The sequence below is a fragment of the Streptomyces johnsoniae genome (assembly GCF_031845565.1).
Lineage (GTDB): Bacteria > Actinomycetota > Actinomycetes > Streptomycetales > Streptomycetaceae > Streptomyces > Streptomyces johnsoniae.
This window is the reverse complement of sequence record NZ_JAVREV010000018.1, coordinates 80,506-105,398: the sequence shown is the minus strand read 5'-3', so window position 1 is coordinate 105,398 and position 24,893 is coordinate 80,506. Positions and strand designations below refer to the sequence as shown.

Sequence of the window (24,893 nt, the reverse complement as noted above, 5' to 3'; positions counted from 1 at the left end):
CGGGGCGACCGCGGCCCCGGGCGGCCAGTAGGGTGACGGACCGTGGCAGCACGACCATTGAACGAAATCGTCGAGCCCGGCTGGGCGACCGCGCTGGCCCCGGTGGCCGACCGGATCACGGCCATGGGCGAGTTCCTGAGGTCCGAGATCGCGGCGGGCCGCACCTATCTCCCGGCGGGGGCCCACGTTCTGCGGGCCTTCCAGCAGCCCTTCGACGAGGTGCGGGTCCTGATCGTCGGTCAGGACCCGTATCCCACGCCGGGTCACGCCGTCGGGCTGAGCTTCTCCGTGGCCCCCGAGGTGCACCCGCTGCCGGGCAGCCTGGAGAACATCTTCCGCGAGCTGCACACCGACCTGGGGCTGCCCCGGCCGGCCGGCGGGGACCTCACGCCGTGGACCGAGCAGGGGGTTCTGCTGCTCAACCGCGCGCTGACGACGGCGCCGCGGCGGCCGGGCGCGCACCGCGGCAAGGGCTGGGAGGAGGTCACCGAGCAGGCGATCCGGGCGCTGGCGGCGCGCGGCAGGCCGCTGGTGGCCATCCTGTGGGGGCGTGACGCGCGCAACCTCAGGCCGCTGCTCGGGCCGGTGCCGACGGTGGAGTCCGCGCACCCCTCCCCCATGTCCGCCGACCGCGGCTTCTTCGGCTCGCGCCCGTTCAGCCGCGCCAATGCGCTGCTGGCCGATCAGGGCGCGGCGGCCGTGGACTGGAAACTGCCGTGAACTCGGCGCCCGGCGGGGCGGCGGTCCTGGTGCTCGGCGTCGACTCCGGCGGCTCCGGGCTGCGCGTCGCGCTGGCAACGGCCCACCCGGACCGGGGCGGTGGCGGAACGGGACCGGTGCCGCGGCGGCGCGGCGGCGTGGTGACGGCGGAGCCGGTGCGGACCGGGGCCGGGGGCATCGACGCCGGGCACCTGCTCGGTCTCGTCGTCCCCGCCGCCGAGGCACTGCTGGCCGAGGCGGGAGCGGAGCGGGTCGATGCGGTGTGCGTCGGCGCGGCCGGAATGGCCACGCTGGGCGGGCAGTTGCGCGCCGAGCTGCCGGACGCGCTCGCCGCGCGCCTCGGCGCGCGGCGGGTCGCCCTGGCCGCGGACGCGGTGACCGGCTACGCCGGTGCGCTCGGCGTCCGGCCGGGCGCGGTCGTCGCGGCAGGGACCGGCATGATCGCCCTGGGCACCGATCTGCGTGGCTGGCGGCGGGCCGACGGCTGGGGGCACCTGCTCGGCGACTGCGGGGGCGGGGCCTGGATCGGCCGGGCCGGTCTCGACGCGGCGCTGCGCGCCCACGACGGGCGGGAGGGCGGCTCCGCGCCGCTCCTGGCGGGCGCGGAGGCGGCGTTCGGGCCTCCGGAGGGGCTGCCGCGGCAGGTCTACCCGCGCACCGACCGGCCGGCGGTGCTGGCGTCGTTCGCGCCCGAGGTCGGCCGGTGCGCCGCCGCGGGTGACACGGTCGCCGGGGAGATCCTGCGCCGGGCGGCCGAGGAGATCGCGCGCGCGGCCGAGGCCGTGTGTCCTTCCGCCGCGGGCAGCGAAGTGGCGCTCACGGGTGGGTTGTTCGGCATGGGCGAGCCGCTGCTCGCGCCGCTGCGCGCCGAGCTGGCGCGCCGGCTGCCGCACGCGGCGGTGGTCCCGGCGGCCGGTGGGCCGCTGGACGGGGCGCTGCTGGTCGCGGCCGGTCTCACCGGGGCGTTCGCCGGGCTGCCGCGCGACCGGGCGCTGCTGCACGTCGTCGACGTACCGTCCGCTGGAGTGACCGAAGCGTCACACTGACGCGCGGGACAAAACAGGACAGATGTGGGCTGTATCCCCCCGGGCGAACAGCCAAGCACATCAAGGCATTAACATGCGGCGACATGAGCTCCCCCACTGGGCCCTCATCCGGCCTACCCGTACGAATGCCGCGCCCCCGTCAGCCCGGCCGCCACCGCAGGCCGGAGCCCGTGACCGCGCCCGAGGGCGCGCCGGCGCTGGTACTTGCCGTGCCCGGGAGCCCGTCCGCGACGAGCCGTGGTCTGGCCGAGGAGGTCGTGAGCATCGCGCGCTCCGAGCTGCCGGGCCTCGACGCGCTGATCGGCTTCGTGGAGAGCGAGGAGGAGGAATTCCCCTCGCTCGCCGAAGTGCTGGCCCGGACGGTGCCCCCGGCCGAGGAGGCGGCGGAGCCCGCGGCGCCGCCGCCGGTCGTCGTGCCCCTGCTGGCCAGCCCGGACAGCGGCTACCTGGACATCGTCAGGACCGCGGTGCGCGACAGCGGCTCCGAGGCGCGGATCACCGACGTGCTCGGACCGCACCCGCTGCTGGCCGAGGCGGTGCACGTGCGGCTGTCCGAGGCCGGTCTGGCCCGCGCGGACCGGGCGCGGCTGTTCACGGTGGCCACCGCGGCCGACGGCATCGTGCTGGGGACCGTGGGCGGCCAGGAGGCCGTGCAGGCCGCCGGGATCACCGGGATGCTGCTGTCGGCGCGGCTGGCCGTGCCGGTGCTCGCCGCCGCGCTCGACGAGCAGGGCTCGGTCGCCGACATCGCGGCGCGGCTGACGGAGGCGGGTTCCCAGCAGCTGGCTCTCGCGCCCTGCCTGATCGGCCCCGAGTTGCCGGAAGGGCTGCTGGCCGCGGGCGCGGAGGAGGCCGGTTGCCCGGCCGCCGAGCCGCTCGGCTCGTACCCGGCGGTGGGCAGGCTGGTCCTCTCCGCCTACATGGCGGAGGTCGGCATCACCCCGCAGCAGCCGCCCCAGGGCGCGCAGGTCCGCTGATCCGCGGGCCCGCCGCGCGGCGCGTCAGCCGGGCCGCTGCCGGTCGGCGGGCCGCGCCGTGAGGGGGATGCGGACGTGCTCGGGGCGGAGGCCGACTCCGGTGACGCGGCTCATCAGGCGGCGCAGGACGGGGAGTGTGCGCCGTACGGCGCGTCCGTGTCGGCCGGCCAGGACCCGTTCCCCGCGCAACGCCCGCTTGGTGCTCACCCGTTGCATCAGGCGGTGGAAGTCCTGGGTGAGCACCGTCGGCAGCCGTCGCCTGCGCTGCACCGAGGCGAGGGCGCGTTCCGGGAGCGGCCGTCCCGTGCGGCGGCAGACGTGCAGGGGCCCCGCGAGCAGGTTGGCGGCCGCGACGGCGTCCTGCACGGCGAGGTTGACGCCGGAGCCGCTGACCGGGGACATGGCGTGGGCGGCGTCCCCGATGAACAGCAGGCCGGGGCCGTACCAGCGGCGGAGGCGGTCGGGGCGTACTTCGAGGAACCGCACGTGCTCCGCCCTGATCTCGCAGGTCCTGTCCTTGAGGAACGGCACCAGCTCGCCGGCTTCCCTGCGCATCCGCTCGGCGCTCTCCTGGCGCAGCCACCCGCGGCCGCCCCGGCCGGTCTCGTACGACACCTGCCAGTAGGTGGTGCGGTTGGTGAGGCTGACGACGCGCCCGTTCCCCGGGCGCAGGGTCAGCCCCTCGTCCGGGTCGGTGGCCCGGCGGGAGACCCGGAACATCACGACGTCCGTGGGCGCGCCCAGGCTGCGGGGCCGCAGGCCCGCGGCGCGGCGCAGCACCGAGTGCCTGCCGTCGGCGGCGACCACGAGGGTGGCCCGCACCGTCAGCGCCCCGTTGCCGGTGCGGCAGCGCACGCCCGCGGTGCGGCCGTTCCGCCGGATCAGGCCGGTGGCCTCGGTGGCCATGAGCAGCCGGAAGCCGGGGTAGCGGGCGGCTTCCGCGGTGATGAGGTGGAGGAAGTCCCACTGCGGGACGACGGCCAGGTAGGGGAAGCGCAGGCCGAGGCCGGTGAAGTCGGCGACCTCGACGCCGATGCCGTCGCCCACGAGGCTGATGCCGGCGAGTTTGCGGTGCGGGAGGGTGTGGAAGCGTTCCGCGATGCCGAGCTGGTCCAGGACGTCCAGGGTGGTCGGCTGCATGGTGCCGCCGCGGAAGTCCCTGGGGAAGTCGGGGCGCTTCTCCAGCAGCACCACGTCGATGCCCGCGCGGACCAGGAGGAGGGCCAGCATGGCGCCGGAAGGACCGGCGCCGACGACGCACACGGTAGCCGCGAGTTCGGGGGCCGCCGGCCGGGCCGGGCTCACGTGTCCGGCCCGGGGCGGGCGGGGGCGCCACGCCGCCGGGGGGAGGTGAGGTCGGACGGTGCAGTGGACACGGGGGCGCTCCGATCCGTCGTTCACGGGGACCCACGACGATCCGCGGGCGGCCCGCGGGGCGCGGCCCGGCGCGCCCCCTGGCGCCGGGCGTGGGGACCGGCGCCGGGGCCCGGTGCGGATTACGGGGTGTGGATGCGTTCCAGGTACTCGTAGCAGCTGGGCAGCTTCTCGATGACGGCGTTGGCCTCGGCGCGCAGCAGGTCGAACTCCGCGCGGGCTCGCCCCGGGTCCATGTGGTCGAGCGCGGGCCGCGCCCGGGCCGGCTGGTTGCCGAGGCCGAGGAGCATCGTGTTCCAGGAGTACGGCTCGAAGCCGTGGTAGTAGGGGTAGATCGCCTCCTCGTCGATGAGGTGCGGCAGGGCCTGTTCCATGCGCTCGGCCAGGCGGCCCGGCACCTTGCGGGTCTTCGCGGCCCGCCAGTAGTCGTTGTCGTTCCGGGCGGCGCCGCGGTAGTGCAGGACGAGGAACTCCTTGACGCCGTCCACCGCCTGGGCGATCCGGGCGTTGTAGTTGCGCGTCAGCTCCGGGTCCCAGCGTTCGTCGGGGAAGTGCTTGACCAGCTGCTCGATGCCGTTCTGGATGAAGAAGATGCCGGTCGATTCGAGGGGTTCGACGAAGGCGCTGGACAGGCCGATGGCGACGCAGTTGCGCACCCACGAGTCCCGGCAGCGGCCCACGCGCATGGTGATGTGGTTGACGTCCAGCTCGGCCTTCGCGTCGCCGACCCGCTCGCGCAGGGTGCGCTCGGCCTCGTCGGGGGTGGCGAACTCGTCGGAGTAGACGTAGCCGACGCCGTCCCGGTGGAAGAGCGGGATGGTCCACATCCATCCGGCGTCCATGGCCGTCGCCGTGGTGTAGGGCTTCATCTCCGTGATGTCCTGGCGGCTCACCCGGGTCGCCACGGCGCGGTTGTTGGGCAGCACGTCCTGGAAGGACTCGAACGGTTCCCCGAGCAGCTGGTTGATCAGCGCGCCCCTGAAGCCGGTGCAGTCCACGAACAGGTCGGCGTCCAGGCGCAGTCCGCCGCGCGTCCGCAGGTGGCTGATCCAGCCCCGGTCGTCGAGGGCGCTGTGCACGACATCGTCCACGACGTGCCGCACGCCCCGGTCCTTGCCGTAGGCGGCGAGGAAGGCCGCCACCTTGTCGGCGTCGAAGTGGTACGCGTAAGGGAACTGGGCGCGCTGCTCGGACAGGCTGGAGCGGCCCAGGGTCCCGTCGAGTCCCGAGGCGAAGAGGCTGCCGTCCAGCATCCGCGGGGACCGTTTGGCCTCGCAGAGCGCGGAGGTGACGAAGCACTGGCGGTCGAACGGCTGGGTATGGTCCCCGAGCTTCAGCCACCATTCGGCGAGTGAGAAACCGTCGACCTTGCGCAGCCGTTCGAACGGGTGGTAGAAGTGGTGGCCCTTTTTCGCCCAGTTCTCGAAGCGGATGGCGAGTTTGTAGCCGCCTTCGCACTTCGGCAGCCATTCGCTCTCGTCGAGACCGAGGTAGTCGAAGAAGTGACGGACGGTGCTGAACGTCGCCTCGCCCACCCCGATACGGCCGACCGACTCCGACTCGACGAGTGTGACGTCCAGGCGGTCGGCGAACGCGGCCTTGAGGTAGGCCGCCGTCATCCAGCCTGCCGTGCCGCCACCCACGATGGCCACTTTCCTGATCATTCGAAACCCCCTGTCGGATGGGTTGGCTCTTCCGTGGCCGACGCCCTTTTCCGCGCCGCGCGCCGACCGGTTTCCGCGAACCGCGGAAAAGCCGTGTCTCCATGAGTATCCAGAGCGGTGGGAAGTCCTTTATCACGCGAGGCGGGAACGGTTCGGGTAGGTTCTCCCGCCCTTTGTGCCCCGCATCGCCGATCGGGCTCCGGCAGCCTACGCGTGCGCGTGGGTTTCGCCGTCGCCCCCGGGAGGGCTTCTGTCGCCGAGCGGCCCCCTGACCTACCGTGTACCTCGCCGTTCCGGGGCAACCGGACGCCCCGCCGACTCCCCCTGGTCAACAGGGATTTCGCGCCGGGCCTTTTCTCGGAACCCAGCCGGCGGCGCCACGGGACGGCGGCACCACCACCTCCTGACGGAAGTGAGGAAATCGATGGACCACAGGATCAGGAAGATCGTTGTCCTGGGCGGCGGCACGGCAGGCTGGATGACCGCCTCCTACCTCGGAAAATGGCTGGGAAATACGGTTTCCCTGACGCTCATCGAGTCCCCGAGCGTGCCGAGGATCGGAGTCGGCGAGGCAACGATCCCGAATCTTCAGCCGCTGTTCTTCGACTTCCTCGGGCTGAAGGAGAAGGACTGGATGCCGCAGTGCAACGCGAGCTTCAAAATCGGCATCGACTTCATCAACTGGAAGTCGGGGGGCCCGGGTCAGGCACAGGCCAGAACGGTCGACGGTCGGCGTGACTCCTTCTACCACGTTTTCGCTCCGCTCCCGGAGCACCAGGGCGTTCCGATGTTCCAGTACTGGGACTATCTGCGCCATCACGGGCTGACCGAGAAGCCGTTCGACGCCGCCTGTTTCTGGGAATCTTCGCTCCTGGACTCGCGCAAGTCCCCCTGCTGGCTGGACGGCCGGCCGTCCACCGCGTACGCCTGGCACTTCGACGCCCACCTCGTCGCCGACTTCCTGCGCCGCTTCTCGACAAAGGAATTCGGCGTCCGTCACGTCGAGGACGAGATGACCGGGGTGGAGCAGGACGGCCGCGGGTACGTCACGGCGCTCCGCACCGCGAGCGGGAACCGCTACGAGGCGGACCTGTTCATCGACTGCTCGGGCTTCCGCGGCCTGCTGATCAACAAGGCGATGGCGGAGCCGTTCATCGACATGAACGACTACCTGCTGTGCGACAGCGCGGTGGCGACGGCGGTGCCGCACGACGACGACGCCCAAGGCGTGGAGCCGTACACCTCGGCCATCGCGATGGAGTCCGGCTGGACCTGGAAGATTCCCATGCTCGGCCGGTTCGGCACGGGGTACGTGTTCTCCAGCCGGTTCGTCGAACGGGACCGGGCGACGCGTGACCTGTGCCGCATGTGGAACCTGGACCCGGACCGGGCGGAGCTGAACCAGATCACCTTCCGGGTGGGCCGCAACCGGAGGGCGTGGGTGCGCAATGTGGTCGGTGTCGGCCTCGCGTCCTGCTTCCTTGAGCCGCTGGAGTCCTCCGGGATCTACTTCATCACCACCGCTCTGCACCACCTGGTGCGGCACTTCCCGGACAAGCGGTTCAACGAAACGCTCATCAGCCAGTACAACCGCGAGATCGAGTTCATGTTCGAGGAGTCGCGGGACTTCATCCAGCTGCACTTCCTGGCGGCCCCGCGGGACGACACCGAGTTCTGGCGCGCGAACAAGAACCTGCGGCTCTCGCCGCAGCTGGAGCAGAAGATCGCCATGTACCGGGCGGGCCTCCCGGTCAATCAGCCGATCGACTCGGGGGCCGGCTCCTACAGCGACGCCATGGTGAATTCCCGGCTGTGCTTCCCCAACAGCAGCTACTGCTGCATCCTGGCCGGCTCCGGGGTGTACCCCGACGCGCCCCTGCCGTCCCTGGCGCATCAGGACGACGTGGTGGCCGCGTACGAGCAGATGTTCGCGACGGTCGAACGCAAGCAGCAGGAGCTGGCCGGGACGCTGCCGGCGACGGTCGAATATCTGCGTGCCATCCACACCAAATAGCGGCCCTGCGAAGGGAGAGCACCGAAACATGGAGCGGCAGGAGGACTCCGGGACCGGCGAGAGCCGGCCCCGGCCGGACGCGGAGGCGCACACGGCCGCGTTCCGGGATCTGATGAGCAAGTTTCCCACCGGGGTGTCGGTGGTCACGGCGGTCGACACGAAGGGGGCGCCCCAGGGCGCGACCTGTTCGTCGCTGTCCAGCGTCACCCTCAGCCCGCCGACGCTGCTCGTCTGCCTGCGGACGGGCGGCGTCACGCTGGAGGCCGTCAGGGAGACCGGGCGGTTCGCCGTCAACCTCCTGCACGAGGACGCCGAGCGGGCCGCGAAGGTCTTCGCGGCGCCGTTCGTCGACCGGTTCGCCGAGGTGCCCTGGCAGACGTGGCTCCCCTCCGGGCTCCCCCACCTGCACCGTGACGCTTTCGCGTGTGCGGACTGCCGGGTCGCCGCGGAACTGCTCATCGGCGACCACGTCATCGTGGTGGGCACGGTCTCGCACATCACGATGTCCGGCGGCATGCCGCTGATGTACGGCATGCGGCGCTTCCTGTCCTGGGCGGCTCCGGACGCCCTGGGGCACGAGCGGCTGCCGTGCCCGGGTCAGCAGGCGGACGGTGTCGCCGTCCGGGCCGGACTCGCGGTGCCGGACGGCGACTGAGGCCGGCCCCTCCCCTGCGGAGCGCCGCGGTTCCTGCCGTGCGGGTGCCGCGGTGCGCCGTCCGCCCGGACCCACCGGGCGGACGGCGGCCCGCTCACTCCGCGCGTTCCACCGGCAGCCGCAGCGGTCCGTGGAGGGCCAGGCCCCGGCGGTAGGGAACGGCTCCGGCCGCGGGGCGCCGGCCGGGCAGCAGGTCGAGCAGACCGCGCAGCCCCGCCTCCATCTCCGTACGGGCCAGGGCAGAACCGAGGCAGTAGTGGCCACCCATGCCGAACCCGAGGTGCTTGCGGCTGTCCCGGTCGAAGCGCACGGTGTCCGGCTCCTCGAACTGGGCCGGGTCGCGATTGGCCGCGCCCAGCACCACGGTCACCAGGTCCCCACGGCCGATGCGGTGCCCGGCGACCTCCTCGTCCTGGGTGGCCCACCGGCTGACGGTCTGCGTCGGGGGCTCAAGGCGCAGGAACTCGTCGACCGCCGCCGGGACCAGGTCCCGGGCGGCGCGCAGCCCGGCGAGCAGCGCGCGGTCGCGCAGCAGCAGCCGCGCCGACTTCGACAGCGCCGCCGTCGCCGTCTCGTGCCCCGCGGCCAGCAGGTGCACGCAGGTGGCCACGAGCAGGTCCTCCCCGGCGAGATCCTCTTCCCAGGGCGCGGCGAGCAGCAGGGACAGCAGGTCGCGCCGCGGCTCGCGGCGGCGGCGGGCGAGGGCCGTGCGGAAGTACTCGGTCAGCGCGCCCGCGGCGCGCTCGGCGACCGCCAGGCGCGGCCCGTCGGCCACGGAACGGTACGCGCCGGCCTGCTGGACGCACCCGGTCTGCCCGCGCAGCCACTCGTGGTCCTGGTGCGGGACGCCGAGCAGGTCGAGCATGGTCAGCATCGGCACCACCGCGGCGAACTCGTCGACCAGGTCGAAGTCCGGCTCCTTGACGAGCCGGTCCACCAGGGTGCCCACGTTTTCCTTCAGCCGGCCGCGGACGCCGGTACGCAGCCGCTGCGCGATGCACTCGGCGACCACGGCCCGCACGCGGGTGTGCCGCGGCGGGTCCATGAACACCAGCCAGTTCCCGAGGAGCGCCGCCAGTTCCGGGTAGCCGGGCGGGACGACGGCGGGCTCCCGTTCCCCCGCGCAGGAGGCGGGCGCGGCGCGGCGGCCGAACGCGCGCCCGGCCAGCACCACCGCCGCCTCCTCGTACCCCAGCACCAGCCACTCCGGCGCGCGGCGCGTCCCCGGCCGCGGCACCCGGTGCAGCGTGCCCGCCTCGCGGTACGCGCGGTACACCGGGTACGGGTCCTCGATGCGGTCGAGGACGCGCCGGTGGAATTCCTCGGGGTCGGGCTTCGACATGCTCACAGCTCCCGTGGGTCCATGGTGCTGAACTGGTCGGCGCAGAGCCGCAGAAGCTGTTCCACGGACGCGGCGAGCTCGGGGATCTTCGCGGCCAGGTCCGCCAGTTCGGCGCAGCGGGCGGCGAGCGATCGCAGCGCGACGTCGGCGCGGGGCACGACCGGCGGTGGGCCGCCCGTCTCGAAGGTCGGCCCGGCGGTGCGGCCCGGCCGCCCCGCGGGCAGCGTGACGAGGTGTTCGGCCACCGGCCGCAGCACGCCGGTCATGATGTCGAGCGACGCGTTCATCAACCGCGAACGGCGCAGGCTCTTGTCGGGCGTGAGGCCGAAGTGCTGGGCCATCAGCTGCGCCATCAGCGCGTACGCGCGGTTGAACAGGTCGGCCACGGCCCGCGCCTCCTCGTCGGTGACGGGGTCGCCCGCGGCGTCGCCCGAACGCAGCGTCGGGTTGCGCAGCACGGGGTGGGCCGGCTCCCACGGCATGCGGCGGCCGCCGGGACCCAGGACGTACTCGCCGGCGAGCGCCTCCTCGATGCGCAGGAAGACGTCGAAGTGCGAGTCGGATGGGGTCGGGGAGTCGAGGACACCGCCCTCGCCCTGCTCGGTGACGAAGTCGATCGCGAACAGGGCGCTCGGCACGTCGTCGACCTCCAACTGATAGTCGGGATGCGTGTAGTTGAGGCTCTCGCCGAGGAAGAGGTGGTGCTCCCCTCCCCCGCGGCCCGGCTCGACGAGGAAGAGGCCGTCGATGGTCCGCAGCCCCTCCCTGATCGCGGCGTACAGCTCGCTCAGCGAGCCGTACGGGTAGGACCCGTCCCGCGGGGGCGAGGCGGTGCGCCCGCCGGGCGAGGCGATGTCCCGCACCAGGGCGTGCGGCTGTTCCAGGGCGATGAACCGCTGGAGGCTCCCGCGGCCGAACGCTTCGAGGCTGAGGTCGAGGGGCACCGGCAGGTGGTGGTTGACCGTGCTGAAGTCGATCTCCGGCAGGTGGAAGGGCTGTCCCGTCGCCATGATGATGTTGTTGACGACCAGGAAGTGGATCATCTCCTCCCTGGCGACGTGTTGCAGCGTCTCGCGCAGGCCGCCCGCGGTGGAGTGGGGGCCTTCGCCGCACAGCAGGCGCAGCTGCGCGGGCGTCCACGTGCCGCGTTCGACGTGGGCGAGCCCGGCCGAGTAGGTGGGGATCGACCACAGGGCGTACAGATACTGGAGCATGACCGCGAGTTCGATGGTGGCCGCCTGGCGCAGGGCCTCGGCGAGCTGCTCGCGGGTGGTGATGGCCGGGACGCGCGGCGCCCCGGCGAGGGGCGCCGGGGGGCGCTGCCTGGTGGCTTCGGTGCGCCGCATGAACGCGAGGAGCAGCTGCGTCTGCGGCGCCGTCATATCGCGTGTCGAGGGCATGTAGAACGTCTTGTCGCGGTGCCGCGGGTCGGCCATCAGCCACATGAGCCTGGCGTAGGTGACGACCTTGGCCGCGTCCTCGAAGCTGAACACCTCGTCCTTCATGAACGAGTACATCAGCTCGTAGGGGGCGAGCACTTCGCGGTAGAGCACGTCGAAGGTGATCCCGTCCGGGTCGAGTTCGGTGAGGTGCCAGTGGTCGGGCAGGACCCGCACGGACAGCGTGCCCGCGGTGGGCCAGTAGCCGAGGCGGTCCTCGTCGTCGTAGGCGACGGCGGCCGAGCCGGGGACGTCGGGGTTGCAGGGCAGCGGCCTGCCCGGCGGCAGCAGCAGGAGCTGGGCGGCGCCCGCCGCCGCGCCCCTGATGCGCAGCACGGCCCGGCCGGTGCCGTCGGTCGCGAGGGTGCAGCGGGCGGCGTACGCGGGCTGCTCCTCCGCGGGGGCGCCGGCCGGGGCGAGGTCGGCGATGCGGATGTCGCCCGGCCGCGCGGTGGGCGCGGTGGCGCGCGGATCGAGGGGCAGGGCGCGGGGGTTGAAGAACTGGTGCACCTCGATGCCCTCGACGGCGGCGGGCCGGCCCCGCAGGAACGAGCGCACCGTCACGTCCGTGGCGAAGTCGCGGCCGGTCCTGGCGTCCGGGTACTCGACGAAGAGGCTCGCGTCGTCGGACTGGACGTTGACCTCCTCCTCGGTGACCAGGGGCGTGCCGTCCCCGGCCAGCAGGTGCAGCTCCTCCTGCGGGTCGTCGCGCCGCCCGTCCGCGCGCGGGACGGTCAGGACGCCCGCGGTCGTCTCCAGCGCGCCGCCGAGGTAGGCGGCGGCCGGGAGCACGGCGATCAGGCGGCCGGACGCGGTCCGCAGTTCGAGGTCGCCGAGGTCGGGTGGCGGCCCGAGCCGGTGCAGCGGGCCGGTGCCGGGGCGCGGGTCGCGGCTGACGGCGGGCAGCGCCGTGATCAGGTTGGCGGTCACGCGGTCGGGGTCGATGCGGACCGTGAGGTTGTGCACGGGTGCGGAACGCCCGGCCAGGCGCCGCCGCCTGCCGGTCAGCAGCCGTCCGGCCGGGTAGGTGCGCAGTTCGTCGGGGCGCCAGGGCGCGATCGTGCCGCGCAGCTGCCAGCGGTCGGGGGCGTCGTTGGCGACCGGGGTGGCCATGTTGAACAGGGCGAGCTGGACCACGAGGCCGCCGAACTCCTCGGTCGCGACGGCCTCCCGCAGCGCGGACAGCGCGGGGGATGTGCCGCTGTCCGCCGACCAGAACAGCCGGTCCGAGGCGCGCACGACGAACTGGTGGACCACCGACCGGCGGAATGCGTGCGCCAGCGGGTGGGCGCTCTCGCGCAGTACGTGGCGGGCGTTGTGCCACCGCGGCGGCGAGGTGCCGTGGACGTCGCCGATGGCGAGGTAGCCGACGTCGTGGGAACGGCCGAGCCTGCCGAGGGCGAACTGGCCGACCAGCACGGCCGTGGTCCAGCTGGAGGCCGGGTCCACGTCGAAGACCCGGCCGCGGTTGGCCGTGGTGCCGATGGCCTCGTTGTAGTGGCCCCACAGGTCGAGCTGCCTGCCGACGAGCGGGTCGGCCGTGTCGGCGAGGCCGGGTTCGCGTTCGCAGGAGGTGACCGAGGCGTCGACCCAGAAGTGGCCGTTGCCGCCGAAGTTCCAGCCCTTGACCGAGCCGAACCGGCCCTCGCGGGCGCGGGTGCCGTCGGGCTCGAAACGGAAGCCCTGACGGTCGAGGTAGGCATGGTGCTCGGCGGCCGGCCGGTCGGCGGGGACGTGGTGTCCTTCGGCGACCGCGGCGTTGGCGGCCAGGTCGAAGAGACCCGATCTGGGCCCCGTGGGCAGCCGGGTGACGCCGATGCCGGCGAAGTGGACCCTGGGCAGGTCGAAGACGCTCACGCCGACCTCCCCGCGTCGTACCAGGCACCGGTCCGCCGGGCGAGGTCGTCGATGCGCGGCACCGCCTCCAGGGTGGATGCGATGCCCGCGTTGAGCCACGCGGGCGCCGGTGAGCAGTGCTCGCCCGCGAAGAACAGGCGGCCCTGGGGGCGTGCGGCCCGCTCGACCTCGCGGGCGAGGGCCGTCGCCGACATGCCCCAGCGGCGGGCGGCGCAGCCGCGGTGCCAGGGGCGTTCGCCCCACGCCACGCTGACGACGTCGCGCACCATCCCTGGCCGCCCGAACTCGGGGTGCAGATCGCGTAGTTCATGGAGCACCGCGGCGTGGCGGGCGGGCTCGGGCAGCCGGCCGAGGAGGTCGGCGTCCTCGGCGATGGTGTAGCTGCCCAGCAGCGCGGCGCCGCGCGACGGGTCCTTGCCCGTCGTCCCGTAGTAGGTCTGGCGCACCCGCCCGCCGGGGGCCGAGCCGCCGCCGGTGATGCCCTGGTCGGCCCAGAAGGCGCGCCGGCAGTGCACCCCCACCTTGGTGGCCGGGCTGTAGTCGAGGGTGCTTATGACGTCGAGCTTGTCCGCCTCGACGCCGGTCAGCGGCAGGTGGCGCAGCACGGCGAAGGGAATGGTGCACAGCACCACGGGGTAGCCGACGGCGCGGCCTCGCCGGCCGAGCCGCACGCGCACCTCGTCGCGCCGCACGTCGATACCGGAGATCGCGTGGCCGGTGAGCACCGGCCGGCGCAGCCGCGCGGCCAGGCCCTCGGTCAGCTGGTCCATGCCGCCCGCCAGGTGGCACATGCCGGTGCCCGATTCGCGGATCAGGTCGTCGAGGAAGCTCTGGAGCCTGCTGCTGCACGCCCTCCACAGCTCGGGGTGGCGGCGCAGCGCGGCGCCGAGGTCCGGCCGGTCGTCCTTCAGGTAGGGCGTCAGGTCGAGGCGCCCGGCCGCGGCGAGCAGCTTGCCGGTGTCGCGGCGGACGAGTTCGCGCAGCTCGCGCGGGGCGAGCGCCCGCACGGTCGCGTGCAGCCAGCCGACGAGCAGCAGCGCCTCGGGCCGGTGCGAACGGCCGCCCGCCAGCTCCTCGGTGTACCGGATGAGCGGCTTCGCGGCGTTCCGCACCCGGACCAGTTCGCCCCCCACGCGCAGCAGGTTGTCCGGATCGCTCAGCACGTTGCGGAACGGCCGCAGCCTGCCGCGCAGCCCCAGGGTGTCGACGTAGCGCAGTGTCAGGTGGTGGTCCACGGGGATGCGCATGGCCCCCAGCTCCGCGAACGGCCCGTCCTGTCCGGCGAACCGGTGCGTGAACACCCGCCCGCCGATGCGCTCGTCGGCCTCCAGCACGTCGACCTCGTGGCCGAGCCGCTGCAATTCGTAGGCGGCCACGAGGCCGCTGATCCCGGCCCCGAGTACCGCGACCGTCGCCCTGCCGTTCCGTCCCGTCGGCGTCACATCGAACCTGTCCACGCGGTTGCGCCCCCTTCCCTGCCCTGCCCAGCGCATCCCGATTCTGCTGAGCCGCGGACGGTGGCCACATCCCTCGCCGGGGGCGGCACACGGCGGGCTTCCGCAGGTCGCCTGGGGCCCGCCGGGCGCGGTGCGGGGGCTCCACCCCGCGCGGCCGTGCAGGTTCCTGTGCGCGGCCCCGGCACGCCCTGTGCCGTACGTGTCCGCACCGCTACGCTCCGGGCGTCGTGCGGTCACCGCCTCCGCGTACCACCACCACCGCACACGGGAGTTGATCAACCGGTATGGCCAACGCACTCCTGCCCCGGCTGGCCGACGGAACGGCCGCCGCTCTCGCCCGTCTCGCCCCGCCGACCGGTCTCGCGGTCCTCGGGCTCCTGGTGTTCGCGGACGAGGGGCCCGACTCGTCCGCCGTCCGGTGGACCGCGGCACTCGCCGTCCTGGCCCTGGCCTGCCGGCTGCTGGTGCCCTCCGTTCCTCGGATCGGGCGGCCGGAGGCGCCGGAGACCGCGGCCGCCGGATGCGTGGCCGTGGCCGGCCTGCTGTGGGCCGATCCCGCACTCGCCGCCTGCGCCACGGTTCCGCTGCTGATCGGCGGCGTCACCGCCTGGCATGCGGCAGGGCTGCACACGCGCGGCGCGGCCAGGGCGAACGCGGTGATGGTCCACGTGACGCGCGGCATCGTGCACACGGCCCGTTCGCTGCCGGTCATCCGTTCCTCCGGCAGGACCGGGATCGTGCGGCTCCAGCAGCTGGCGATGGTGGACCGCTTCCACGACGTGTTCTTCGCCCAGACCCGGCGGATGGTTCCGCGGGCCTGGATCACCGAGGGGGCGTTCTCCCCGCTGACGCTGATCACCGTGGTCCTGGTGGCCGGGGCGGCCCTGGACACGCCGGGCGAACGGGTGCTGGCCTGCGCGCTGTTCGCGCCGCTGGCCGGGGCCTGCGCCGCCAAGCTGAGCGAGTCGGCGCGCGGTGCTCCCGGAACGCCGGACCGTCAGGAGCGGGCGGTCGGCTCGCGGCGGGGCGACGGCCAGGTGCTGCCGCGGGCCCGGGCGGTGACGGGGCCGCTGACCTCGGGGCCGCTGGGCCGGATGAGCGCCTGCGCGGCCGTCACGGTGCTCACCGAGGTGGCGGCCCTGGTGCCGGCCGCGGCCGGCCTGTCCCGGCTGCTCGACGGTGACGGCGCCGCCGCGCGCCCGTGGCTGTGGGCGCTGGCCGCTCTGGTCGTCGTCCATCTGGTGTCGCTGCGTCTGACGCTCGGCATCTACCAGTCGACGGGGGTGGGGATCGCCCGCCTGCTGTCCCACCGCTTCCTCGACCGGTTGCTTGCGGGGCCGGAGATCCGGCCGGACGAGGCGCGCGTCACGGCGCTGTCGCGGGTCGGCACGGTGGATGTGGTGGCGACGTCCGGGCTGTTCGTCCATCACCTGCGGTCGATGGTGGGCGCGGTGCTGATGCCGGTGGCGGCGATCGGCGCGCTGCTGTTCCTCGACTGGCGGATCGCCCTGGCGGCGCTGTGCCTCGCGCCCTCGGCGGGGCCCGCTCTGCGGGCGCTGCGGACCGACCCGCGCGCCGTGCGGCGCCGCCGGCTGGTGCCGGGTCTCGCACAGGCCGCGGGGACGGCGGTGCTGTGCTGCGGGGCGGGTCTGGTGCTGGCCGACGCGAGCGATCCGGCCGGGCTGCTCGCGGCGGCGGCGTTCGGGCTGTGGTGCGCCGATCCGGTGGCCAGGTCGGCCGCGGCCTGCCGCGGGCTGCGGGTGCCGCTGGAATCGGCCGAACGGCTGCTCGGTTTTCTGAGCGGTCCCGGGTTGGCGGCCGGACCCGGAACCGCGGACGAAGAAAATAATTCTGCATACGATAGGGACATCCCAACGAACGACCGCAGCAGGAAATAGAAAGTCCGCAAAGAAAAGAGAACAACGGGCCACGGAACCGCACCTCAGCACCAGCTCGTCGGGCAGCCCCCGGACCAGTACCGTTATACGGTTTTCCGCCCCTGCCCACCGGGGAACTCATTGTTTCGTCGGCGCTTCATTTGATAGGGTTGTCGCTCGCCGGACCCGCAAGTCCCGGCGAGCATAAGGGGCCTTGGTGAACACGTCGAAATCATATGATCGAGGCAATCACAAGGTAAGCGGACCGAACAGGCGGTCGCCATTGCGCCCGTTACGGGGACGGGAAAAGCAGATGGCACACATCGCGGCCGGCTTCCAGGCGGTCGGCCGCACCGGCCACGGCAGGGTGCTGCTGCTCGAATCCGGCCAGGGAACGGGAAAGACCCGGCTGCTGATCGAGTCGGTCGGCATGGCCGTGCGCAGCGGCCTCGCCGTCGTGAGCGGCATCTCCGCGACCTCCGACGCCCTCCTCGGCGCCGTTCCCGCCTCCCTCACCGCGCAGGTGCACCGCCTCGGCTCGGCGGACAGCGGCTCTCCCGTGCCCGTCGGCCCCTCGTTCGCCAGGGAGATCCGCGCGCGCCTGCGCGAGGCGCTGGAGCACGGCCACGTGCTCGTGGTGCTGGACGACCTGCACCTGGCCGACCTGTCGGCCCTGGTCGGCCTCGGCGATCTCATCGGCCAGCTCGGCGCGCACCCCGTGCTGTGGCTGCTGGCCTCGGGCACCGAAGGACCCGGCGCGCACCGCGGGCTGACGGAGGTCGGCCTGGGCAAGCTGGCCGTCGAGCGCGTGCCCGTGCTGGGCCCGCTCTCCGGAAAGGCCGCGGCCGACGTCGTCGCCGACCACCTCGGCGCCACCCCCCACACATCGATCACCCTGCTCGCGGAGAGCGTCGGTGCCCGGCCCCGCGCGGTGATCGAGCTGGCCCGCGCGCTCCTGGCCGAGGGGGACGTCCAGATCACCGACGGCGTCGCCCGCGTCACGGGCGCTCCCGTGCCCGCGCCCCGGCAGCCGGAGGGCGTGCGCACTCCCGACCCGGTTCCCGAGAGTTTCGCGGCGATCGTCCGGCAGGACCTGCGTTCACTGTCCCCCTTCACCACCAAGGTCCTGAAGCTGGCGGCCGTGCTCGGCTCCCCCTTCACACCGACCGACCTGCTGGCCCTGCTCGACGAGTCGCCCGCCGACCTGCTCACGGCCCTGGACGAGGCGATCGCCCGCGGACTGCTGATCTGCCGCGTGACCGACTTCGCGTTCCGCAGCGACGCGCTGTGGCGGGTCGTCCTCGACTCGGTGCCGCCGCCGATGCGGGCCCTGTTGCACCGGCAGGCCGCGACGATGCTGCTGTCGCGGCCCGACGGGGTCGAGGCGGCGGCGCTGCACGTCGCGCACGTCGCGCAGCCGGGGGACACCGAGGCCGTGCTGATCATCGCCCGTGCCGTCGGCCGGATGCTCGCCACCGAGCCCCTGACCGCGGCCTCCCTGGCGCGGCAGGGCATGAAGCTGCTTTCGTCCCAGCAGCCGGAGTGGACCGGCCTCGCCGCGACGGCGACCGAGGCGTTCGTCAGGGCGGGGGCGACCGAGCGGGCCGTCGAGTTCGCGCAGGGTGCCATGGGCGAGGTGGCGGCCTTCGCCGGGGAGCCCGCCGCCGCGGGACACGCCGACTCCGTGGCCGCGTTCCGCACCTGGCTCTCGGTCGCCCTGCTGCTCAACGGGAAGGCGCACGAGGCCGGTCGGGCCGCCGGCGACGCCCTGGCCGTGGCGCCCGAGGCATCCGAGCACCAGGAGCGCGCCGAGGTCTCGCGGCTCGCCGCGCACTGCCTGACCGACGGCCCGGCGGCCACCGAGCACGCCGAGCGGCTGCTCGGCAGCCGCGCCGGGCACCCGCGCGCGGTGCAGGCGGGCGCGCTGACCGTGCGGGCCCTGAAGCGGTGGCGGGACGGGCAGGCGGGCGAGGCGATCCGGCTGCTGCGGGAGGCCGGCGAGCTGGATCAGCTGCCGCAGGGGATCAGACTGCTCGATCCGCGCTGGCTCCTGGTGCCGATGCTCACCGGGGCCGGCGAGTTCGAGGAGGCGCTGGACGTGGCGAGGACCGCGGCGCGACTCGGCCCCGCGGCCACCGCGCCGGCCGTGGCGGCCTTGCTGCGGGCGCCCGTTCACCTCGCGTACGGCCGCCTCGGCGAGGCCGACGAGGACGCACGGGCCGGGCTCGCCGCGGGGGGCGGGCTCTGCCTGCCGATGCTCGCGCCCCAGGCGTGGCGGGTGCGCGCGCTCGTCGCGCTGCGGCGCGGCCTGCTCGGCGAGGCCGAGGCCCATCTGGGCGCCCTCCAGGAGAGCTGCCCGGAGGACTCGGCCCGGCCGTGGCGCGCGATGCGCCAGCTGCTCGGCGCGCAGATCGCCGAGGCCAGGAGCGGCCCCGCGGCGGCGATCGACCACCTCTCCGGGGTGTGGGCCAGCCCGGAGGCGCGGCATGAATTGCTGCTTGAGGACCTGTCGGCCGCGGCGAGTTGCGTGCGCTGGGCGCTGGAGGCGCGCCGCCAGGACATGGCCCGCTCGGCCGTGGACACGGTGGAGTCACTGCGGCGGCACAGCAGGGAGTTGCGCGCGCTGGGCACCGCGGCGGTCCACGCCAGGGCGCTGTTCGAGAGCGACGTCGAGGCCCTGGCGCAGGTCAGCCGGGCGCACCAGGACCCGTGGGCGCGTGCGGCGGCGGCGGAGGACCGGGCCCGGCTGCTGCTGGCCCACGGCGACCGCGAGGCCGCGATCTGCGAGCTGGAGCGCTCGATGAACGGCTACGGCGCCCTGGACGGGGAGCGGGACGGCGCCCGCGTCCGGCGGGAGTTGCGCCACCTCGGCGTGCGGCGTCGGCACTGGAAGCACGCCAAGCGCCCGTTGTCCGGCTGGGACAGTCTGACGAAGGCGGAGCGGCGGGTGGCCGAGTTGGTGGCCGGCGGTCTCACCAACCGGCAGGTCGCCAGCCAGCTGTTCGTGTCGCCGCACACCGTCGGCTTCCATCTGCGGCAGGTCTACCGGAAGTTGGGCCTGCGTTCGCGGGTGGACCTGATCCGGCTCAGGTCGTGAGCGGCCGGATTGCGGCCCGGCCGCGGCGGGACGCGTTCCGCCGCGGCCGGGGGCACCGGCGGTCAGCCGCGCGCGACGGCGATGCTGCCGGCCAGCCGGTCGCCCGCCTCGTAGACCATGTACGGCACGCCGCGGTCGGTGCCGAACGACGGGGCCGCGGCCCGCCCGTTGTCGGGCGCGCCGGACAACGGGCGGTAGAAGACGCCCAGATGGTTGCGCAGGCCGAAGTCGTTGCCGACCTCGGTGATGCGAATGGTGCCCCCGTGCGCCTTGTCGGTGTGGTAGACGACGTATGCCGAGCCGTTGCGGGTCAGCAGGTGCGGGCCGCTGAGGTCGTTCACGCCGACGTCGGAGTACCGGATCAGCGGCTGCTCGGCGAACGTCCAGCTCCGCCCGTCCGGCGACCAGCCCCACCCGATCGAGCGGTGGTTTGCCGTGGTGTTGAGCATGAACAGCATGACGTAGCGCGCCCCGCGGCCGGGCAGGTCGTGCCGGAACACCCGCGCGTAGGACGCCTCTGTGGTGCCGGCGGGCAGCATGGCGGTGGTGAGGACGACCCGGTCGTAGGTGAAGTCCACGCCGTTCGCCGAACGGGCCAGCCGCGTCGTGGTGTTCTCACCGTGGAAGTACAGCCACATCTCGCGCTCCTCCTCGTGCCACATGACGTGTGGGGAGGAGACGTGGCTGACCGAGTAGTGCGGCGCCCAGTCGTTGGCGACGATCGGGTTGTGCGGGTACTCGGTGAACGGACCGGCGATGGAGTCGCCGTAGGCGAGGCAGATGCCGCCGGGCGCGTCGTGCGGCGCGTAGTAGAGGTAGTAGCGGCCCAGCGGCGAGGACAGCCGGTCGTACACGCCGCGGATGGTCGGGAAGATGATCTCGCCGGTCGGGTTGTAGGACAGCCGGTCGGGGGTGAGCAGGGTGCCGAGGTGGGTGTAGTCGGGGAAGCCGCCGGGCGCGGCGGCCGCGGCCGGGGCGGTGGCGTGGCCGAGGGCGAGCAGCCCGCCGGTCGCGGCGGCTCCGGAGAGGAAGGTGCGGCGGTTCACGGTCATCACTGACTCCGTTACGTCGGTGTGCGGTCGAGTCGAGTCACGTCGGGTGGCCGGCCGGCGGGCGCCGGCCGGCGGGGGGTCGGCGGTGAACGGGGCGCTTGCTCACAGGTGTTGCACGGCGGTGACGCACAGGCCGCCGAGCGCCACGCACCACACGTACGGCAGGGTGCGGATCATCACCTGCTGCGGGCTGACGCCGGAGTACTGCGCGCTCCACACCGTCTGGGTGCTGGTGGGGTCGGCGACCCCGAACACCTGGTTGTAGGAGGCCATCAGGCCGAGGACCGCGACGGCCGGGTAGATGCCGGACGCGATCAGCACGCCCGCGATGCCGGCGCCGAGGCCGTAGACGTTCAGCGGGCCCCGGTACAGGCACAGCGGCGCGAGCGCGGTGAAGATCAGCACGAAGAGCACAGGGTTCTGCGGGCTGACGGCCTCGACCAGCGGTTCGAGCGCGGCGATGGAGTCCGGCAGCTGGACGGCGGCCAGCAGCACGCCGATGGCGATGAACAGGGCGATCGGCGGGGCCGCCACCTCGAATCCGGCGTAGAGCGTGCGCAGCAGCCGGGTGTTCATGTCGCGCGGGCGGGTCGTGGTCACCAGCGCGTACAGCACGCCGGCGAGCAGCGACGGGATGATCGCGACTTCGAAGCCCAGGGCCAGCACGAGCGGGACGGCGGGCGTGAACAGCGCGTACCAGGGCGCGTCGCCGAGCCGGCGGCGCCGCGAGGGCCGTTCCTCCTGGTCCGCCCCGACCGACCGCAGCGACCAGGTGTGCTCCACACCGCGGCGCCGGGTCTCCACCAGGACGAACAGCACGGCGAAGAACGCGGCGAACGGGAACAGCTTCATCATGAAGCCGCGCACGGTGTCGACCGGCAGGTCGAGGGCGGTGGAGAAGAACTGCCAGATCGGCAGCTCGAACGGCATGCCCGCGGCGATGCCCATCAGGATCGTGCCGGCCGCCGTCACCTTGGGCACGCCGACCGCGATCATCGCGGGGATGCCGATGATGCCGGCGAGCATCGCGGCGGGCGCCGAGCCGGTGACGGTGCCGACGAGGGCGGAGATCGCGAGCACGCCGAGCGCGACCACGGTGGGGCGGTCCCCGCCGAACTCGACGATCTTGCGGACCAGCGTGCCCGCGATGCCGGTCTCGTCCAGCAGCTTGCCCAGCCAGGAGCCCAGCAGAATGGCGATCATGGTGGCCGCGAGCTTGGCCGCGCCCTCCTGGAGCACGGTGTCGAACACGCTGGCCTCGCCGGTCAGCGGGGCGCCCACCACGAGGGCGATGACGACGCCGAGGACGACGAGGGCGAACGCCGTGGGGAGCTTGCGGGTCAGCATCAGCACGACGCCGACCAGCATGATCAGCAGAATGACGATTCCCATGGCGGACCTCAGTTCTCTCTCAGGGCGCCGACCGCGCGGGCGAGCGCGGCGGTCAGCAGCAGCGGGCTGCGGCCGAGGCCGAGCGCGGTGCGGGTGAACGCGTGCGCGGCGATCTCGTCCGCACCCGCGACATGGCCGAGCAGCCGGTGGCGGCCCAGGCTCAGCACGGGGTGGTCGAGGCGCCGGCGCAGCCGCCGCTTCACGGCGGGGTCGTGCAGCCGGTGGTGGGCGGCCTCGTGCGCGACGGCGGCGGAGCGGACCGCCCCGGCGGGGAACCAGCCGCGCCAGCCGAGCAGTCCGGTCAGCTCCTCGGCCAGCGCGAGGGTGTCCGTGTACAGCTCGACGGCGGGCTGCGGCCGGGAGCGATAACGCGCGAGCAGCAGCCGGTCGTCGGCGAGGCCGTCCGGCCGTTCGACGATCCGGGCGCCGGCCGGTAGCTCCCCGGTCTCCTGCCCGGCCAGCTCGGTGCCGAACGCGGCCGCCGCCTCGGCCCAGCGGCGCAGCTGCTCGGGCGAACGGCCCTCGTGGGTGGCGGTGTTGCCGAGCAGCGTGGCCGCGAACTCGGTGTCCTCGCGCTCGGCGAGCTCCGCGCAGGCCGACCGCAGGCTCCGCAGCCGCGCCGGGCGCAGCCCTTCCAGCGTTCCGGCGCGGACGGCACTCATGCGCGCACCTCCAGAACGGCGATCACCGGCTCGTCGCCGGTCCGCGAGCGCAGCTCGCTGCGGGCCAGCGCGAGCAGCGGCTCCGCGTCCAGCACGCCCGACAGGTCCGCGATGCGCGAGCCGAGGAGCAGCCGCAGCGCGGGGGCGCGCACGCCGCCGTCGCCGTACGAGGTGGTCTCGCGCACCAGCTCGGCCAGCACGCCGGACGCCTCGGCCACGGTGGTGGTGGCGACGCGCGCGTCGGCCGCGTGGAGGCGCACCACGCCGTCCGCGTCGATGACCCGCACCGGGTGCAGCGGGCGCCGCAGCCGCCGGCGGCGGACCGTTCCGTACACGGTGTGCGCGGGCGTGCCCGCGAGCACCTCGACCTGTGCGGGCGGCACCTTCAGGCTGGCCGCGGCGGCGCGGAGGCGTTCGGCCTCGTCCGCCCGGTGGGCCCGGTCCTGGGTGCGCAGTTCGGTGGCGCCGGTGGCGATGGCCCGCACGGTGTTGGTCTGCGGGTCGACGGTCACCTCGACCTCCACGGCGCCCGGTGCCGCGCCCTGCTCGACGACGGCCAGCTCCGCGTCGTTGCGCACGCCGAGGATCTGCTCCTGCGTGGCGCCGGGGATGATCCGTTCGATCTGCTCGCGGACCAGCGCGAGCGCCACGCCGATCGGGCTGATCACCTCGCTGTTCCTGGCGATCCTCCCGGTGAGGCCCGCGGCGGCTGCCAGGTGCGGGGTGACCGAGGCGGCACCGCCCCCGCCGCCCACCAGCACCACGGCGTCCCGGTCGAGCCGGTAGTCGCGGATCATCCGGTCGACGACCTCGCGGACCTGCCCGGCTCCCGCGTCCAGCACGGCCGTTGCCGCACCGGCCACGTCCATGCCCAGCGCCTCGGCGAGCGGCGCGAGGGCCAGCGCCGCGACCGCGGGGTCGGCGCGCGCGAAGTCGCCCTCGGGCACCCGGCCGAGCGCGTTGGCCGCGCAGGTCATGGTGACGGCGAACCGGCCGCCCGCCGCGTCGATCACCGCGTAGTCGTCGGGGTCGCCCGGCATCGGGCGCAGTGCCGCGAGCCGCGCGTCCGCGAGGTCCCCTGGCTCGGCGAAGCAGGCGTAGGGCAGGCCGGCGATGTGGGCGCTGCGCGGCCCGGCGGCGACGACCTTGCCGCCGGAGACGCGGACCATCGACCCGCCGCCGACGCCGACCGTCCTGACGTCGAGGGCCGGCAGGTAGGATCCGCGGCCCAGGATGACCGCGTGCCGGACGGCGACCTTGCCGCGGTGGATGACGCTGATGTCGGTGGAGGTGCCACCGGTTTCGAGGAAGACGCCCTCGCTGACCCGTTCCCGCATCAGGGCGCCCGCCACCCCGGCGGCCGGGCCGGACAGCACGGTGAGCAGCGGGCGGCGGCGCATCTCGTCCAGCGACATGACGCCGCCGTCGCAGCGCATCACCATCAGCGGCGCGCGCACCCCCGCCTTGACCACGGACTCGTCGACGAGATCGGCCGTGGCCAGCATCCTCGGCAGGATCGCGGCGTTGACCACGGCGGTGCGGGTGCGCTTGTTCAGCCCGTACAGCGAGGTGATCTCGTGGGCCGCGGTGACCGGCAGCCCGGCGGCGCGCGCCTGGTCGGCCACCGCTTGCTCGCCCTCGGGCGCGTCCACGCTGAACGGCTCGGTGGCGACGACGACTTCCGAGCCCGCGGCCCGCACGCGGTCGATCGCCGCGCGGACCTCGGCGGTGTCGGCGGCGTCGGGGACGTGCGCGTAGTGCAGCGGCAGGGTGCGGCCCGGGGTCAGCTCCAGCTTGGCCAGGCCGGCGAGGCGGCGGGTGAGCACGGCGGAGGGGCCGGAGCCGATGCCGAGCAGGCCCACGGGGGCGACGTCGCCCTCCAGCAGGGCGTTGGTAGCCTGGGTCGTGCCGTGCGCGAGGAACGCCACGTCCTCGGGGGCGCGGCCGACCTCGGTGAGGAGCCGGTCGAGCGCCTCCACGATGCCGTGCGCCACACCGTCCGGGTGGTGATGGCTGGTCGGCACCTTCACCTGGCCGATCAGCTCCAGGGTGGTGGCGTCGACGGCCACCGCGTCGGTGAAGGTTCCGCCCACGTCGATGCCGACGCGCAGGCGATGAGTGGTCCGTTGAGCGGTCATGTTCTGGGACACCTCCTTGTGTGCCGTGTCGGGGTGCGGGCGGTGCCGGGCGGGACAGGTGGAGCTGTCCCGCCCGGGTTCGCCGTCCGGTGCCCTCCGGGTTTGCCGTCCGGGTTTGCCGTCCGCCGCC

16 protein-coding genes are annotated in these 24,893 nt (G+C 73.9%); 7 read left to right on the top strand and 9 right to left on the bottom strand.

Annotated elements, in window-relative coordinates; translation table 11 throughout:
* Positions 1-42: 42 nt before the first annotated feature.
* The 3 genes from RM779_RS27405 to RM779_RS27395 all read left to right on the top strand — a co-directional run bounded on the left by RM779_RS27405 (position 43) and on the right by RM779_RS27395 (position 2,743).
* Positions 43-720 (top strand): uracil-DNA glycosylase, encoded by a 678-nt coding sequence (locus RM779_RS27405; RefSeq protein ID WP_311620449.1) that lies wholly within the window; start codon positions 43-45, stop codon positions 718-720.
* Entirely contained in the window at positions 717-1,766 is a 1,050-nt protein-coding gene (locus RM779_RS27400; RefSeq protein WP_311620448.1) for an N-acetylglucosamine kinase, read from the top strand. The genes RM779_RS27405 and RM779_RS27400 overlap by 4 nt, the downstream gene beginning before the upstream one ends.
* Positions 1,767-1,849: 83 nt before the next feature.
* A complete protein-coding gene (locus tag RM779_RS27395) occupies positions 1,850-2,743 on the top strand; it encodes a hypothetical protein (RefSeq protein WP_311620447.1) in 894 nt (297 codons plus the stop codon).
* A gap of 24 nt (positions 2,744-2,767) precedes the next feature.
* Here the strand turns inward: RM779_RS27395 and RM779_RS27390 are convergent, their stop codons facing one another.
* Positions 2,768-4,048, bottom strand: coding sequence for an FAD-dependent oxidoreductase (locus tag RM779_RS27390; RefSeq protein ID WP_311620446.1), 1,281 nt, complete (start codon positions 4,046-4,048; stop codon positions 2,768-2,770).
* A gap of 191 nt (positions 4,049-4,239) precedes the next feature.
* Entirely contained in the window at positions 4,240-5,781 is a 1,542-nt protein-coding gene (locus RM779_RS27385; RefSeq protein ID WP_311620445.1) for a tryptophan halogenase family protein, read from the bottom strand.
* Positions 5,782-6,205: 424 nt separating this feature from the next.
* On the opposite strand from RM779_RS27385, the gene RM779_RS27380 reads away from it, so the two are divergent.
* Together RM779_RS27380 and RM779_RS27375 are read left to right on the top strand one after the other, a co-directional pair.
* Positions 6,206-7,795 carry a tryptophan halogenase family protein gene (locus RM779_RS27380; RefSeq protein ID WP_311620444.1) on the top strand — a complete coding sequence of 530 codons (1,590 nt, stop codon included), beginning with the start codon at positions 6,206-6,208 and terminating at the stop codon, positions 7,793-7,795.
* Positions 7,796-7,823: 28 nt separating this feature from the next.
* Positions 7,824-8,450 (top strand): flavin reductase family protein, encoded by a 627-nt coding sequence (locus RM779_RS27375; protein WP_311620443.1) that lies wholly within the window; start codon positions 7,824-7,826, stop codon positions 8,448-8,450.
* 94 nt (positions 8,451-8,544) lie between these two features.
* Here RM779_RS27375 and RM779_RS27370 read toward each other — a convergent pair whose 3' ends face one another.
* The 3 genes from RM779_RS27370 to RM779_RS27360 are packed head-to-tail and all read right to left on the bottom strand — an operon-like array spanning position 8,545 to position 14,545.
* A complete protein-coding gene (locus tag RM779_RS27370) occupies positions 8,545-9,792 on the bottom strand; it encodes a cytochrome P450 (protein ID WP_311620442.1) in 1,248 nt (415 codons plus the stop codon).
* Positions 9,793-9,794: 2 nt separating this feature from the next.
* Positions 9,795-13,088 (bottom strand): ferritin-like domain-containing protein, encoded by a 3,294-nt coding sequence (locus tag RM779_RS27365; protein WP_311620441.1) that lies wholly within the window; start codon positions 13,086-13,088, stop codon positions 9,795-9,797.
* Positions 13,085-14,545 carry a flavin monoamine oxidase family protein gene (locus tag RM779_RS27360; protein ID WP_311620440.1) on the bottom strand — a complete coding sequence of 487 codons (1,461 nt, stop codon included), beginning with the start codon at positions 14,543-14,545 and terminating at the stop codon, positions 13,085-13,087. The genes RM779_RS27365 and RM779_RS27360 overlap by 4 nt, the downstream gene beginning before the upstream one ends.
* 284 nt (positions 14,546-14,829) lie before the next feature.
* Between RM779_RS27360 and RM779_RS27355 the strand changes: the two genes are divergently transcribed.
* Positions 14,830-16,443 (top strand): 6TM ABC transporter family protein, encoded by a 1,614-nt coding sequence (locus tag RM779_RS27355; RefSeq protein WP_311620439.1) that lies wholly within the window; start codon positions 14,830-14,832, stop codon positions 16,441-16,443.
* 196 nt (positions 16,444-16,639) lie between these two features.
* Positions 16,640-19,519, top strand: coding sequence for a helix-turn-helix transcriptional regulator (locus RM779_RS27350; protein WP_394813399.1), 2,880 nt, complete (start codon positions 16,640-16,642; stop codon positions 19,517-19,519).
* Between the two features lie 62 nt (positions 19,520-19,581).
* Here RM779_RS27350 and RM779_RS27345 read toward each other — a convergent pair whose 3' ends face one another.
* The 4 genes from RM779_RS27345 to RM779_RS27330 form a co-directional block, all read right to left on the bottom strand.
* Positions 19,582-20,571: a hypothetical protein gene (locus RM779_RS27345; RefSeq protein ID WP_311620437.1), complete on the bottom strand. Its 990-nt coding sequence runs from the start codon at positions 20,569-20,571 to the stop codon at positions 19,582-19,584.
* Between the two features lie 102 nt (positions 20,572-20,673).
* Positions 20,674-21,963 (bottom strand): TRAP transporter large permease subunit, encoded by a 1,290-nt coding sequence (locus RM779_RS27340; RefSeq protein ID WP_311620436.1) that lies wholly within the window; start codon positions 21,961-21,963, stop codon positions 20,674-20,676.
* An 8-nt stretch (positions 21,964-21,971) separates the two neighbouring features.
* Entirely contained in the window at positions 21,972-22,625 is a 654-nt protein-coding gene (locus RM779_RS27335; RefSeq protein ID WP_311620435.1) for a hypothetical protein, read from the bottom strand.
* A complete protein-coding gene (locus RM779_RS27330; RefSeq protein ID WP_311620434.1) occupies positions 22,622-24,763 on the bottom strand; it encodes a hydantoinase/oxoprolinase family protein in 2,142 nt (713 codons plus the stop codon). The genes RM779_RS27335 and RM779_RS27330 overlap by 4 nt, the downstream gene beginning before the upstream one ends.
* Positions 24,764-24,893: the final 130 nt, after the last annotated feature.

Bases quoted from the DNA above. Each gene is read 5' to 3' on its own strand.
- RM779_RS27395 (WP_311620447.1), top strand. From the start codon at position 1,850: ATGAGCTCCCCCACTGGGCCCTCATCCGGCCTACCCGTACGAATGCCG.
- RM779_RS27385 (WP_311620445.1), bottom strand. From the start codon at position 5,781: ATGATCAGGAAAGTGGCCATCGTGGGTGGCGGCACGGCAGGCTGGATG.
- RM779_RS27380 (WP_311620444.1), top strand. From the start codon at position 6,206: ATGGACCACAGGATCAGGAAGATCGTTGTCCTGGGCGGCGGCACGGCA.
- RM779_RS27375 (WP_311620443.1), top strand. From the start codon at position 7,824: ATGGAGCGGCAGGAGGACTCCGGGACCGGCGAGAGCCGGCCCCGGCCG.
- RM779_RS27370 (WP_311620442.1), bottom strand. From the start codon at position 9,792: ATGTCGAAGCCCGACCCCGAGGAATTCCACCGGCGCGTCCTCGACCGC.
- RM779_RS27355 (WP_311620439.1), top strand. From the start codon at position 14,830: ATGGCCAACGCACTCCTGCCCCGGCTGGCCGACGGAACGGCCGCCGCT.
- RM779_RS27345 (WP_311620437.1), bottom strand. From the start codon at position 20,571: ATGACCGTGAACCGCCGCACCTTCCTCTCCGGAGCCGCCGCGACCGGC.
- RM779_RS27340 (WP_311620436.1), bottom strand. From the start codon at position 21,963: ATGGGAATCGTCATTCTGCTGATCATGCTGGTCGGCGTCGTGCTGATG.
- RM779_RS27335 (WP_311620435.1), bottom strand. From the start codon at position 22,625: ATGAGTGCCGTCCGCGCCGGAACGCTGGAAGGGCTGCGCCCGGCGCGG.
- RM779_RS27330 (WP_311620434.1), bottom strand. From the start codon at position 24,763: ATGACCGCTCAACGGACCACTCATCGCCTGCGCGTCGGCATCGACGTG.